General features: G+C 32.4%; 10 protein-coding genes. All 10 read left to right on the forward strand.

The window, feature by feature from the left end; translation table 11 throughout:
* Window positions 1-847: 847 nt before the first annotated feature.
* On the forward strand, window positions 848-2,794 hold the full coding sequence (locus KM885_RS10155; RefSeq protein ID WP_068672179.1) for a hypothetical protein: 1,947 nt from the start codon (window positions 848-850) through the stop codon (window positions 2,792-2,794).
* Window positions 2,784-3,629 carry a hypothetical protein gene (locus tag KM885_RS10160; RefSeq protein WP_068672178.1) on the forward strand — a complete coding sequence of 282 codons (846 nt, stop codon included), beginning with the start codon at window positions 2,784-2,786 and terminating at the stop codon, window positions 3,627-3,629. Before KM885_RS10155 ends, KM885_RS10160 begins: the two co-directional genes overlap by 11 nt.
* A gap of 6 nt (window positions 3,630-3,635) precedes the next feature.
* Window positions 3,636-4,412: a DUF6339 family protein gene (locus KM885_RS17895; protein WP_244986979.1), complete on the forward strand. Its 777-nt coding sequence runs from the start codon at window positions 3,636-3,638 to the stop codon at window positions 4,410-4,412.
* A gap of 575 nt (window positions 4,413-4,987) precedes the next feature.
* Window positions 4,988-6,664 carry a restriction endonuclease gene (locus tag KM885_RS18190; protein WP_216883902.1) on the forward strand — a complete coding sequence of 559 codons (1,677 nt, stop codon included), beginning with the start codon at window positions 4,988-4,990 and terminating at the stop codon, window positions 6,662-6,664.
* A gap of 208 nt (window positions 6,665-6,872) precedes the next feature.
* Window positions 6,873-7,271: a (deoxy)nucleoside triphosphate pyrophosphohydrolase gene (locus KM885_RS10175; RefSeq protein WP_216883904.1), complete on the forward strand. Its 399-nt coding sequence runs from the start codon at window positions 6,873-6,875 to the stop codon at window positions 7,269-7,271.
* 79 nt (window positions 7,272-7,350) lie between these two features.
* Window positions 7,351-10,245, forward strand: coding sequence for a DEAD/DEAH box helicase (locus KM885_RS10180; protein ID WP_216883906.1), 2,895 nt, complete (start codon window positions 7,351-7,353; stop codon window positions 10,243-10,245).
* A gap of 245 nt (window positions 10,246-10,490) precedes the next feature.
* Window positions 10,491-12,308, forward strand: a complete 1,818-nt coding sequence (locus tag KM885_RS10185; RefSeq protein ID WP_216883908.1) for a DUF262 domain-containing protein — start codon at window positions 10,491-10,493, stop codon at window positions 12,306-12,308.
* A gap of 346 nt (window positions 12,309-12,654) precedes the next feature.
* Complete coding sequence (locus KM885_RS10190) at window positions 12,655-12,825, forward strand: helix-turn-helix domain-containing protein (protein ID WP_216883910.1); 171 nt, start codon at window positions 12,655-12,657, stop codon at window positions 12,823-12,825.
* A gap of 62 nt (window positions 12,826-12,887) precedes the next feature.
* Window positions 12,888-13,604: a DnaD domain protein gene (locus tag KM885_RS10195; protein ID WP_216883912.1), complete on the forward strand. Its 717-nt coding sequence runs from the start codon at window positions 12,888-12,890 to the stop codon at window positions 13,602-13,604.
* Between the two features lie 383 nt (window positions 13,605-13,987).
* Entirely contained in the window at window positions 13,988-15,016 is a 1,029-nt protein-coding gene (locus KM885_RS10200) for a LacI family DNA-binding transcriptional regulator (protein WP_216883914.1), read from the forward strand.
* Window positions 15,017-15,042 lie beyond the last annotated feature (26 nt).

The raw sequence follows: 15,042 nt of genomic DNA on the forward strand, positions 1-15,042 counted from the left end.
ATCCCTATCAACAATAATATATATATTTTGTTTCGTTTCGTTTAGTTTATATAATGGGGCCACATTGTGGTTCGTGCAGCGGTTCATTTTGTGGTTCTTTTATCAGTCCGTACTTTGGTCCAAATTGTGGTTCAAGTTGAGGGCCAAACTGTAAAAAAGTGAACAGAAAAATAATCAATTTAGTGTTTAAAATCCACCAATTAAAGATGAAAATTGGATGATTTTTGTAGTGGTTGTTAAAAAGATCAGTAATGGCTAGGAATATTCTCTTGTTTATAAAAAAACTGTTATAATTTAACTATCTTTTTTATTGAACCTTAATACCTAATGCGTTATTTAAATAAGTGTTATTTTAATAAACTTCTTGCCTAAACGGAAAACCAAATTTAATCATTCCCTCACTCTGCCTAACAATATATTCCGTAGCATTAATCCACCCGATATTCCTGATTGCTTCGATATATTGCTCCATATCCTTTCAAAAATAAGAATTCTACTCTTATCAATCTTCCAACTCTGGCGGATTTTTTCACTATCGTGAGCTCGTACATAAAGTAAACCTGTCTTTTCATCCATATAATTTGGCAAGGTAATATTATTTAAAGCATTCATTGTATTTTCCTTTCTAAAAGATATTGTTTTTAGGTTCCATTTTATGTAATAACTTTTCTATTTTTTTCTTGATTATATTCTTTTCTATAATAATCATTGTTATCTTTATGTGGAATTTTTATCCTGCTTTTTGGAAACTCAACTAGGATTTATTATGGTACTATTATACTAGTAAATATTCTTTACATCATACATAAGATTAAATGTTATTTACATTTTCAACAGGGGGATACAAATGACAACATACTGGAATTTTCCAGCTGCAACTGGTGGATTGATTAATTCCATTAACAATGCCGGATTGGAAACCTTTAGAGGAAACGCACTTGATTCATTAACAAGAGAAATATGTCAAAATTCGTTAGATGCGGTAAAGGATAAATCGAAACCGGTTGTGGTTGAATTTAAAAGTTTTCAAGTGGATACGAATAAATTTCCAAATAAAGATGAGCTATTAAACGTCTTCGAATTATGTGAACGAACATGGCGAGGCCATAATAAGAAGAGTGAGGATTTCATTGAGGAAGCCCTAATGATTTTGAACCAGAGTGAAATGAGATTTTTACGTATTAGTGACTTTAATACTAAGGGACTGGAAGGTGCTAAGGATGGAAAGCTTGGATCACCTTGGTCTTCATTGATAAAAGAAGCTGGTTCTTCCAATAAAGAGGATAGTTCTGGTGGGAGCTTTGGAATTGGAAAATCAGCTCCCTTTTTAAATTCAAACCTAAGAACTTTATTTTACTCCTCGTATGATATAACCAATTATACATCTCATATTGGCGTGGCTAATATTATGTCATTTAGAAAAGATCATGACCATATTACACTAGGCAATGGTTATTTTACAGATAATGAGAATTCAACTGCGATACCTGGACAATTATTATTAGATGACACGTTCCATAGAAAGGAAACGGGAACGGACATTTATGTTTCAGCCTTTCATCCTAAGGAGCAGGATTGGGAAAATGAAATTATAAAATCTATCCTATATAACTTTTTCATTACGGTTTTCCAGAAGAAATTAGTAGTGAAAGTTAATGATATGGAAATAAATGATCACAATATAGGACAATTAATTGGTGAATTAGAGGATACGAAAGAAAACCAAGAATTAAAGAATTATTTTCAGCTATTAACCTCAAGTAAAACAATTGTCATTCCTTATCCAGCCAAAAAATATAAACAGGGAATCCAATTTGAAGAAGGAGAAGCGGAACTACTTCTAATGAATGGAGAAGACTTGAATAGAAGAGTACTGATGACCAGAAAAACTGGAATGCGTATATTTGAGCAAAAGAATATTAGCGGGAGTATTTCATTTACCGGAATTTTGATGATTACAGGAGCCAACATGAACAATATTTTTAAACAAATGGAAAACCCCGCGCATAACGAATGGTCAGAAAGTCGTTATGAAAAGGATCCAAAATTAGCAAAGGAAATTTATACTGAATTACGGAAATTTATTCGTGATACTGTAAAAGAAAAGTTTCAAGAACAGATTACAGACGAAATGGATGCAGTAGGATTAAGCGATTTTTTACCAAATGCAAACTTAGACTCTGGTCAATCTACGAATAAAACGGAATCATTAAATTCTTCTATTAAACAAATTATCAAAAAGGAAAAGAAACAGGAATCAAAAACAACCTCTAGACGTAATAAGGGGATGGAGATAGAAGATGTTGAGGAGCAATTAGCTGGTGAATACGGCATTACTCCTTCTGGTAACGAAGGTGGGAGTAATGGTGAAACTACGACTGATGGTGGAAATGCAGGTGGCGGAACCGGTAATCCTGGTGGAGATAATGAACTAAATCCAAATGAAGACGGAGAAAAAGATAAAAAACGGCAAAGAAAACCGAGTAAATATCCGATTGAAATGAACCAAAAATATGTGTGTATCGATAAGGCCAACGGTAAATATCGCTTTATCATTTCAGCACAAAAAACACTTTCAAGGGCTCGATTGGTGTTTCGTGTAATGGGAGAGCAAAGTAATTATGATTTACCAATAAAACAAGCAATCACAAATGATGCTAATGTGACTGTTGAAAAACACACATCCAATATGGTCTATTTAAATTCATTGAAAAAGAACAAGCGGTTTATGCTTGATGTTGATATTGACTACCCGGACTATTGTGTATTGGAGGTGGAACTCTATGAGAATTAATACATCTTATCCGTACCCTGTTCTATATATGAATAACGAGGATTATATTAATTCAAGTTTTCACGTGAATTTCGATGTCCATCACTCATTTGGTGAAATAAAAATTCATGCCCAATTTCATTTAGATAATGAAGAGATTCAAAGACTAATAGAAGAGGAAGCATGTATTTATGTAATCCATGTAGAATGTGCTCAGGCTAGTTTCAGAAAAGTGTATCGTTCGTTTACGAAGAACTTGGAAGTATCTATTCCTGTTGAAGAACTACGTGGAAAAATTGAATTGCATTCCTTTATCATTGCTAATAAAAGAATGGAAAATTATACCAATGATAGTCTAAGTGAATGGTATCAAGATATACCTATTACGTTTGAAAAAGGGAATATACTTGCCATAGGAGATGCTATTGAAACAACAATGTTTGAAGATAACATGGAAATGCTGAATTTACCTTCTATTGCAAAGGTAACTAAATCTCTTAAAAATGAATTTATGGAAGTTGATATCGCATCAGATATTATTACGATTTCATTGCCAGAGTATGAATATAATCAATATGCGTTAAATGCAAAATCGAACCTAAAGAATACCATTCTATCTAATGTTATCCTGCCAAGTTTGGTATATGTTTTTACCAAAATCAAGGACGGCCAGGAAGATATAGAGGAATATACCTGGTATCAGGTTCTGAAGAATATATTTGATGAGAATAATTACCGTATAGAAGATGTTGGAAGCGACTCTTTATCGGCTCTTAAGGCAGCACAAATGGTTTTAAGAAAGCCGTTGAGAACGACTTTTGAAGAAATTGAAAAAATCAACAAGATGGAGGATTAAAATTCGATGAAACTAGAATTTGTATCCGATGAAACATTAATGGATTTACGGACAAATTATAATGCATATAAAGAAAACTATTATAACAAGGACAATCAGTGGTTTGATGATTACTTCAAGGAATCCGGTAGAGTAATAGAGTCAAAAATAGAGTTCGATATGCCTGAGCTTAATTACAATGAGGACTATGCGATTAGTGATAGAGAAAACGTGAAGCTTATTTATAATGCCCTGAAAGATTTAAATGTTTCACAAGCAACCCAAGAAAGATTGTGGTCCGGTCTTGCGCATTTGCAGTTTAGAGATTTTACCTACTACAGATTGAAGAAAGAATTACAGAATAAGAATGACAAACGGATTAATACTGCGGTGTTTTTTAAAAACGGTAAAAAACGGTCATTATTTGTGCATATCATAGCCCGTCTATGGTGGGTAGGTTACATGACTTATGATGAATCGAACAGAGAAAATCCATATTGGTTAACAGACTTCTTCTGTGAAAAGGATTTCTCAGCAAGAAGTGTCGTATTTTTTGCAAGTAATTTGACTTCCAATCCGAATATTACAAAAGGTATCTTGAGAACTTTGAAAAGATGGCAGAACAGCGGAATATCCATCAAACGTGATCATTTTGTGCAGGCGAATAAGTATTTAAATGTTGTTGGAGGTGCCATGATCTTGGATATGCTTTCAATGGAGGAAGTGGAAGGGATGGTGGATAGTTATTTGAGGAAGTATTATGGGGTAGAAGTGATGGAAGAGGGAAAAGGGTTAAAAGTTTGATTAGTAGCCTTTAATAAAGTGAAGTTTCAAATGTGTGGGAGGTTTTAATCCTCTACTTATTATTCTTAGGACGTAGGAATTCTTCTTGGTAGGTGACATACAATCAGTAAACCCGCGAAAAAGGTTAAGATGTTCAGGAATTTGTCTTCTGCCATTAAGGTCAAGAAATTTTGTCTATAATAGTATTCTAGTCTAAGAAATACTTATTTATTATTATTGGGTTATTAAAAGCAAGAAAAAAAGGGCAGTTCCCTCCCGCGTTAAAGTATTAGCGTGGCTGGAAGCTAACCTTATATATCATTTTTAACACTCAAAAATTTGAGCTTTTTATCGGGTGTTTAGTTACCCTATTATTCGGTGGTCTTAAATATTTGCTTTTTCATAACCTATCAGAATTATATTACGAAAATATGATTTAAACTTAACTATCTTGTGCAAGGGTGGTAATTGTTCTATATATAGTTATTGGGAATAAAATGTAAATGATATAAGCTGAGTTAATTGATAATATAGATATAAAGAACTAGTAAAATGTAGAGGAGTAAGTAGAATATTACTGATTTAGGAGGATAAAAGTGGCGAGACAAATGTACCAGGTAGAGATTAAACATGATGGTTTAAACAAATATAGGGTCATAAAAGGTTCCGATCCTTATGTAGTAAGACAAAAGGCAATATATCAAGAACAACAATGGGATGAAATGTGGGAAAAAAAACAGGAAGCTGAAAGAAAAGAAGAAATTCGTGAAGCTGCAGCGAAGGAAAAGGAGGAAAAAAAGTCTTTAGCACTTCAACTAACTACCGAAGCTTCACAGGAATTAAATAAATTAGAAAATATACTGAATTTTACCTTAAACATAAATGATGCAATTGATTGGGAGAAAATAAAAGATAAGTCCGAATATAAAGAACCAAAACCGAATCCAATAGAAGAAATTGAATTACCTGTAAAGCCTAATGAAACCGATATTGAATATCAGCCCCAATTAGGATTATTAGATCATATTTTTACATCAAGAAAGGAAAAAAAAGTACTTGAATTGAAAGATAAATACAATAATGATCTAGAAAATTGGGAAAAGAAAGTTGAAGAAATAAAAAACATAAATGAAAAAAATAAGGATGAATATGATGAAATCCTTAATAAGTGGTTAAAAGCGGAAAAAGAGTTTAAAGAAGAACAAAAATCGAAAAACTTAGCGATAGATAATCAAAAGAGTAATTACGATACTGGAAAACCAGCTGCTATAGTTGATTATTGTGACATGGTTTTATCTAATTCAATTTATCCGAATTATTTTCCACAGGAGTATGATATAGATTATAATCCGGAAACTAAGTTATTAATTGTCGACTATTCATTTCCATCTCCAGATGTTTTACCTAAAGTTAAGGAAGTAAAATATATCCAAACTAGAGATGAATTTAAAGAATCTCATCTGTCGGCAGCCGCATTCAATAAAATGTATGATAATTTACTTTATCAAATTACCTTACGTTCTTTACACGAACTATTTGAAGCAGATGTTCATAATTATCTACAAGCTATTGTATTTAATGGTTGGGTTGAATCCATTGATCCTGCTCTAGGAAAAGAGGTTAATTCGTGTATTCTATCAATCCAAGTATTAAAGGAAGAATTTTTAGAAATAAATCTATCTCAAGTGGAACCAAAATTATGTTTTAAAAATCTGAAGGGTGTAGGAAGCAGTAAATTAAACACTTTAACTCCGATTGCCCCTATTATTAAAATTAATCGTGATGATCCGAGATTTGTTTCTTCATATGATGTAACTGATTCATTAGATGAGTCACAAAATTTAGCAGCAATGGATTGGCAGGACTTTGAACATTTAATCAGGGAATTATTCGAAAAGGAATTTAATCAATCCGGTGGCGAGGTTAAAATTACAAGGGCAAGTAGAGATGGCGGTGTCGATGCAATTGCATTCGATCCTGACCCAATACGTGGAGGAAAAATTGTTATCCAAGCAAAAAGATATACCAATGTGGTTGGAGTTTCAGCAGTACGAGATTTATACGGTACTGTAATGAATGAGGGAGCTACTAAAGGGCTTTTAGTTTCTACCGCGGATTATGGTCCGGATGCGTATAATTTTGCAAAAGATAAACCACTTACCTTATTGAATGGAAATAATTTACTACACCTCTTGCAAAAACATGGTCAAAAAGCAAAAATTGATTTAAAAGAAGCCAGAAAATTAAATAAAGAACGTGAAGAAAAAATTTAAATTATATAGAGATAAAATGTTTCGGGATGGATTTTCTATAAAGAATGTACTGCACTTCAAGAGTAGAAATTTAATTCTTGAGGTGTAGTTTTTATTTTTATATACAATTTTTATAGAAAATCAAAATAATTCTTTTAGTGGGAATTAGATAACTAGTTTAGTTATAATAAGAAATATATATAGTACATATTTAGGGGAGAATTTTTAAATGAAAAAAGATATTTATGTAGTGGGTGCAGTTATTGTAGAAAATGGAAAAGTTTTGTGTGCTCAAAGAGGACCAAGTAAATCCCTAGCAAATAAATGGGAGTTTCCAGGTGGAAAGATTGAACAAGGAGAACTACCCGAAGAAGCATTAAGACGTGAAATTGAAGAAGAAATGAAATGTAAGGTTCTAGTAAAGGAGAAAGTAGAACATACGATTTATGAATATGATTTTGGAATTGTTCATTTGACAACTTTTATTTGTGAGCTTAAAGAAGGAACTCCGGTTTTAACGGAGCATATTGACATAAAGTGGTTACAACCTGATGAACTTCCAACTTTAGATTGGGCTCCGGCTGATATTCCAGCTATTGAAAAATTGTCTAAGGAATATACGTTTTAGGCTATCTTTTAGAAGGATAGCTTTTTGAACTGAACTCTAAATCTAATAGGATATAAAGTTTAATTGAATGGTGGTACATATGGAGCAATTTGTAGAAATATTAAAGACATCTTTACATAAAGGATTTATTGATAAGAAAATTAACAAATATGGGAGATATTCCCCAAAACTACTTGTGAATGATCATAAAAGGAATGAGAACGTTTTAACATCTATCATTGAAGAATTGGATCATTGTAAGACATTTTTGTTTTCTGTAGCTTTTATTACAGAAAGTGGACTTGCAACTCTTAAATCTCATCTACTAGATTTGAAGAGAAAAGGGGTTTCAGGACGAATTCTAACGTCTACATTTTTAAATTTCAATCAACCCAAAGTATTTAAAGAACTTATGAAAATAACAAATGTAGAAGTTAAACTTGCAGAGGTAGAAGGCTTTCATTCGAAGGGATATATATTTGAAAAAGATGATTTTTATTCATTAATTGTAGGGAGCTCTAATCTTACGGCACAAGCATTAAAAGTAAATCATGAATGGAATGTCAAGCTGACATCACACGAGAATGGTGAGATCGTACAACATTTCAGAGATCAATTTGAGGAAATTTGGAATGAAAGTAGGCCTTTAAGTGATAGTTGGATAAAAGAATATGAAGAGAAATATACACCAATTGAATATCAAAATGCAGAAAAAGTACTTGAACTTCCATCAAACTATAACCTAAATCCAATGGAAGAGGCTTTGAAAATAAAGCCTAATAAAATGCAAATTGCAGCATTGAAACAAATAGAGGCTGTAAGGGCCAAGGGGCTGGGCAAGGGTTTAGTTATTTCCTCAACTGGTACAGGAAAAACTTTTCTATCGGCATTTGATGTTAGAAGATTTGCCCCAAAAAGAATGTTATTTATTGTGCATCGTGAACAAATCTTAAATCAGGCGAAATCTGACTTTCAACGAATTTTAGGTGGCTTAGAAAGAGATTTCGGTATATTATCCGGTTCTAGTAAACAGAAAGATGCAAAATATTTATTTGCAACCATTCAAACGATCTCCAAACAAGAAACATTACATCGTTTTGATCCTGAAGAATTTGATTATATTTTAATAGATGAAGTACATAAAGCAGGTGCTAAATCCTATCTTAATGTCATTAATTATTTTAAACCAAAATTTTTAATGGGGATGACAGCAACACCGGAACGTACGGATGATTTCAATATATATGAGTTATTTAGTTACAATATAGCCTACGAAATTCGCTTACAAGAAGCACTTGAAGAGGATATGCTCTGTCCATTTCATTATTTTGGAGTAACAGATTTGGAATATGATGGAGAATTAATCGATGATGCGACCATTTTATCTAAGCTGGTTACAGAAGAACGGATAAATCATATTATTGATAAAATTAACTATTATGGTTTCTCGGGAGAACAAGTTAGGGGCTTAATGTTCTGCAGTCGAAAGGAAGAAGCAGTAAAATTATCCCATGCTTTAAATGACAGAGGGCTTCGTACCGTGGCCTTAACAGGTGATCATTCACAAGAAGATAGGGCACATCAAATATTAAGATTAGAGAATGGATCCTTAGACTATATCTTAACAGTAGATATATTTAATGAAGGGATTGACATACCAAGTATTAATCAAGTAGTAATGTTAAGGCAAACCCAATCCAGTATTATTTTTATACAGCAGTTGGGAAGAGGCTTACGTAAACATAGTTCAAAGGATTTTGTGACGATTATTGATTTTATTGGAAACTATAAAAACAATTATTTAATTCCTGTAGCCTTATCAGGGGATCAATCACAAAACAAGGATAATATACGCCGTCATACGGTTGAAACTAGCTATATTAAAGGTGTTTCTACCGTTAACTTTGAGGAAGTAGCTAAAAAGCAAATATTTAAATCTATTAATAATAGTAGCCTAACTTCATTGAAGATCTTAAAAGAAGCCTATACAGAATTGAGAAATAGAATTGGAAGAGTTCCAGACCTATATGATTTTATTGAAAATCATTCGATAGACCCATTAGTTATTGCAGATAAATATAAAAACTATTATCAGTTTTTAATTAAAATGAAGGAAGAAATACCTCCAATAACACCTTATGAAACTAGCGTTTTAACTATGTTATCTAATGAAGTATTGAATGGAAAACGAAAACACGAGTTATTGTTGTTGAATTTATTGCTTCAGCATGGTGAGCTGGATCATTCTAAATATATAAATTATTTAATGGAATCGCGTTGTTCGGTAGATATAGATACTTTAGATTCCGTTCGACGTATATTTGACTTAACGTTTTTCACACAATCTGATAGGAAAAAGTATGGCGATCAGCCACTTATCATCTTGAATAATGATAAGTATACATTCAATGATTCAATACAACAAAGTCTTCAGGCTAGTTATTTTAATCATTTAGTAAATGATATTGTAAAAAGTGGGATTGAAAAGAGTAATAAATATCAGTGTAATCAACCACTTACATTGTATTCAAAATATACAAGGAAAGACGCTTGTAAACTACTTAACTGGAAAATGGATGAAAGTTCGACAATGTATGGTTATAAACCTAAACATGATACTTGTCCAATATTTGTAACATATCATAAAAACGTAGAAGTAGAATCCAGTGTAGACTATGGGGATGAATTTTTAAGTCCAGAAACATTAAAGTGGTATACAAGAAGTAATAGATCCTTACAATCAGAAGAGGTTCAAAAAATAATAAACGCAGAAGAAAGAAACATAGATATCCATATTTTTGTTAAGAAAGATGATGATGAGGGAAGTGGTTTTTACTATCTAGGACAAGCTAATCCGGATAAAAGAACCGTTGAACAAGATAAAATGCTTGATAAAAAAGGAAAAGAAATTCCGGTTGTTCATATGAATATGATGATGGAGAAGCCGGTTGAGAATAAGCTTTATCAGTATATTGTGGATGGTATAGTAAATTAGTTCAGTACTTAGAGATATCATTATTAAATATATAATGGATTTTGTAGATTTTATTAAAATATTATTATCTAACTGCAATAAATTAAATAGAGATCTTAGAGATTTATCATCTTATACTTATTTCGAATAAAGATTCATTAAATAGTTATACTGTAAGTTAACTAATGTAAGTAAAATAGCAACATTAGTTCTTCAAATTCATCATTTTGTATGGGATCTAATAGTTTTAAGGAGGATAAATTATTATGAATATTAACCCAGAATCTAAACCCATATCCGAAATTTTCCCTATAGAAGGAAAGTCTATTTATAATATTCCTATTTACCAGCGTAATTATTCCTGGAACAATAACAATATTGAAGAACTTTATAACGATGTTATAAATGAAGAAGCGGGTTATTATATTGGTAACTTGTTAGTGACACGCATTCCTAATACACATGAGTTCGATGTGGTCGACGGCCAACAACGTTTAACTACAATTGCTCTTTTCTTCCTAGCTATTCATGAAGAACTAACTAATATAGAAAAAAAATATACCGAATCTAATGAATATGGTCAGATTTTTGCATTGAAAGCTGATATCCAACGCAAGCTACGCACGAGCGAAGGTGACCCAAGATTAAAACTACTTGAATCTGATGCAGAAATTTTTAAAAACTATCTGCAAGTTCTTGATGGGAAACCAAAAGGAAAATTCGGGAATCGAACTTTCGGTAAAAGATATAGGTTTATCCAAGATTTAATTGGAGACAAAGAAGAAAATAATGATGGTATTGACGAATTCTCGAAATTAAACGGACTTTACAACAAACTAAACAATGTTGAGTTATTAAGAATTACAGTTAATGATCTAACAGATGCTTTCTCTGTATTTACGTCTTTAAACGCAAAGGGCTTGCCATTAACTCTAATTGACTTATTGAAATCTTATTATCTAAGTGAAGCTGTTCGTCATTTTTCTGAAAAAGAAGCTCTACAAGAATGGAATAAATTAATTAGTGTTTTCTCAGATGAAGATGGTGAACCTAATTCAACTGCGGTAACTCAATTCTTGCAAAATAACTATGATGCTTTTGAGGGAGAAGGTACTTCTTCAATTACTAAACGTGCCTCTTTACGGAAATATGAAAATCTATTTAAAGATAATGGTTATCGCTATATGGATACACTGATTATTCATGCTAAAATATTTTCTACTATAATTCCTAAAATAAAAAACGATGAAGATATTAAATATGGCAAAGGGTTAAAAACAGCGATTATTAAATTATCAAAACTAGAAACATCTCCTGTTTATCCGCTAATGATTTATTTGCTGAAAGAGCTATATCTGGAGAATGTTTCTGAAAAAACTGTTGAATCTGTATTTAACTATCTTGTTAATTTCTATGTACGAAGAAACATTGTACTTAAACCCAAATCATCAAATATCCGTTCTAAGGCCATTCAAACTGTTCGTCTACTTCAAAAAGAAGATAAAATAGATGATATTAGTCTATCTGTTACGCAAGATACTTTAGGTCAAATTAGTCCAAGTGACGAGGAATTTCTATCAGCACTCAAGGGGTCCGTTTATGATATTTCACCACAAACGGTTCGCTTCGTTTTGATTGAACTCGAGCGTAATTATGGCCATTTTTTCAATAAGCAAAATAAAGATACTTTAGATAAGTATAATAATAACGGAAAACCTGTGTGGTCTCTCGAGCATATTCTTCCACAAAATGTTAATTTAAAAGATAGTTGGAAAGAGATGATTTCACCAGAAAATATTGATCTTGCAACTAACCTACAAAAAGAGAATATGCACAAATTAGGAAATCTAACCCTCACCGGATATAATACGGAAATGAGTGACAAGAGTTTCGTAGATAAGCGTGATTACCAACCTAGTGATTCTGATGAATATACTGGGTTACGTACAAAACTTTTTATAAATGAGTCAATTATCCGTGAAGGTGAAACAATCGAAAATAAAAAAACTTGGACAATTGAAGATATCAATGATCGAACAGATAAATTGGCAAATTTAATTCTTCAAGAATTTCCTTTAGATTAGTAACAAAATTATTATTCTTAAAAAGAAAAACTTCATTTGGTAATTCAATTTGCTTAAGTACTATATCAACTGTTATCTAGACTTATGGGGCAGTTCCCCCGCTTTAAAGTGTTAGCGTGGTAGGAGAATGACCTCATAGCTAAATTGACGATATTACCGAGATTCATTATTATCACAATAAAAATTCTGGATCAGTGCCTACCATGCTAACACTCTAGGATAGTAGGTCACTGGTCTTTTTCTAATAAATTCTTCCTTGGCTTAAAAAAATCCCCCAAAAATAACCCAATCAATCCCCCCTCAACCCAATTCCTTTCGATTATACAATTGAAAGGAGGTTGATATCATGGAACGCCGTACGATGACCGTAAAGGAAGTAGCTGCATTTCTAGGTTTACATTCCGATACCATTTATGATTTAGTTCGAGATCAAGAGATTCCACATTTCCGAATTAGAAGCAAGATTTTATTTTTGCCGGAAGTGATTGAGAAGTGGATTCAGAAACAAGGAAAGTAATAGGGAAGGTGCTAGGTACAAGGCACCTCCCGAAATAAAAATACGAAAGGAAGCAAAAAAACATGAATATGTGGAAAGAAATGAGTGCTTTTCGGGATTGGTTATTATTAAACGAAATGTCCAGCAGCGGAATTGTATTATGGTATAGCTTATTTACCATATGGAATAAGGTTGGCTGTCAGTGTAAATTTAATGTACCCAATTCCACATTGATGAAATTAACGGGACTATCGAAACAGGGGTTGATTAATGCGAGGGCGACTCTTATTCAAAAGGGATTTATTCACTATGAAAAGGGAAAGAAGGGACGTGCACCGGTTTATCAGCTGAACTCATTGGTCCACTCAGTTGACCCATCTGTGTACCAATTACCTACCCAATCGACGACTGAAACCTTGCCCTTAATAGATGATTTAAGAGAGAGAAGAAGAAGAGGAAGAAGAATAGCGTCAGAAAAATTGCTTGTTACATACGAACAAAACTTTGGTAGTCTACCTCCGATTGTGATGAAATCCCTACATGATTGGTGTGACGAGTTAGACGAAGAGATTGTGATGGAAGCTATTAAATTTGCAGTGAAAAAAGGTGGGAAGACCTTTAGCTATTTAGAAAAAATCTTGGAAAAGTGGAATGATGCGGGGCTAAAAAGCAGACAGGATCTACGACATTACATAAAACGACCAAAGGCTAAAAACACGGTCTTATTCCAAACGCGTAAGAAATCGGAAAAACCAGAAACGTTATTTGATGAATTGAGAAGAGAGGGGGAACGGGTGTGAAACGGGAAGAGGCAATTGATGTGCTGGAACATATTGCTGCGATGTATCCGAAAGTAGAAATGAGTAGGAGAATTATGACTGTGTAGAATTGGGGGGGTGTATCAAATATGGAAAAGTCTCAAAATATTTCAATCAGAGTGATCCGTGATATTGTGAACGTTCTATTGTAAAAGAGGTTAAAAAAAGGATTTAACAGCAGTAATCACTAATCGCTTATATTATTAATAATTTTTTGAATTTTTGTATTGACAAAGACAGGTATCTAGAATAAACTGAAATTAATGAAAATTGATTAACGTCAATCAATTTTTGGTGATTAATTAATGAAGTTATTAGGCAAAAAAATTTAACTAAAATATGTATATAAAGTATGGTGTGAAGATATGAAGGTAACGGCTAAAATGATTGCAGATCAACTAGGACTCTCAACATCAACTGTTGATAGAGCCCTTCATAATAGGGGGAGTGTAAGCCCGAAAACATTAAAAAAAGTAATAGAAAAAGCAAAAGAAATGAACTATCAGCCCAATCAATCAGCTAGTTTTTTAGCAAAAGGGAAACATATTTTAGTTGCTTTTGTATTTCCTGAATACCCAAATTATTTTTGGGAGGAGATTGAAATGGGAATAAATCGAGCACTTAAAGATATTCAGCATTATGGATTTAATATCGAAATTATAAAAACTCCTGATAGCGTAGCGGAACAAATGAAGATTGTTGAAAATATTATTGAATCAGATGACTATAACGGCTTAGTTTTTGCACCTATAGATTCAACACCTTTTACAAATTTAATAGATAAGGGTGTTGACAAAGGTTTTCCAGTGTATACATTTAACAATGACTCTCCATCAAGTAAGCGGTTATTTTTTGTAGGAGCAGATTATTTAGATTCAGGTCGACTAGCTGCAGAGTTATTAGATATCTTTACGAATAATCCACAGAAGTTTGCTGTTATAACGGAGGAAATGAGCACATTTCAAATGCAACAAAAAATAATTGGATTTCGAGAATATATGGCAAATAGGACAACATTAGATTTTGTAGGGCCGCTTAAATTAAATCGTTACGCTTTTGAAAAGTCGATTTCTAACCTAGAAAAAGATTTAAAAAATGTTGATGGAATATATGTAGCTTGTGGTGCACTTTCAGAGGTTGCAAAGGGAATTAAAAAGATGGACTTAAAAAAGAAACCCATTTTAATTGGTCATGATATTAACAAAGAAATATACCAAAACATAAGACAAGATGTAATTTCAGCGACAATTTGTCAGGACCCAATTTACCAAGGGGAATTAATAACCAGAATTGTCTTCAACCATTTAATGCTTGAAGAAAAGATTAATACCGAACAAAATATTGTTAAATTAGAAATAGTGACAAAAGGAAATGCTAAATATTATATACATTAGAGATAAAAATGATGTACGTAACTACT

The organism is Oceanobacillus caeni (assembly GCF_019037185.1).
Classification (GTDB): Bacteria; Bacillota; Bacilli; order Bacillales; family Amphibacillaceae; genus Oceanobacillus; species Oceanobacillus caeni.

Bases quoted from the DNA above. Each gene is read 5' to 3' on its own strand.
- KM885_RS10175 (WP_216883904.1), top strand. From the start codon at position 6,873: ATGAAAAAAGATATTTATGTAGTGGGTGCAGTTATTGTAGAAAATGGA.
- KM885_RS10180 (WP_216883906.1), top strand. From the start codon at position 7,351: ATGGAGCAATTTGTAGAAATATTAAAGACATCTTTACATAAAGGATTT.
- KM885_RS10190 (WP_216883910.1), top strand. From the start codon at position 12,655: ATGGAACGCCGTACGATGACCGTAAAGGAAGTAGCTGCATTTCTAGGT.
- KM885_RS17895 (WP_244986979.1), top strand. From the start codon at position 3,636: ATGAAACTAGAATTTGTATCCGATGAAACATTAATGGATTTACGGACA.
- KM885_RS10200 (WP_216883914.1), top strand. From the start codon at position 13,988: ATGAAGGTAACGGCTAAAATGATTGCAGATCAACTAGGACTCTCAACA.
- KM885_RS10195 (WP_216883912.1), top strand. From the start codon at position 12,888: ATGAATATGTGGAAAGAAATGAGTGCTTTTCGGGATTGGTTATTATTA.
- KM885_RS10185 (WP_216883908.1), top strand. From the start codon at position 10,491: ATGAATATTAACCCAGAATCTAAACCCATATCCGAAATTTTCCCTATA.
- KM885_RS10155 (WP_068672179.1), top strand. From the start codon at position 848: ATGACAACATACTGGAATTTTCCAGCTGCAACTGGTGGATTGATTAAT.
- KM885_RS10160 (WP_068672178.1), top strand. From the start codon at position 2,784: ATGAGAATTAATACATCTTATCCGTACCCTGTTCTATATATGAATAAC.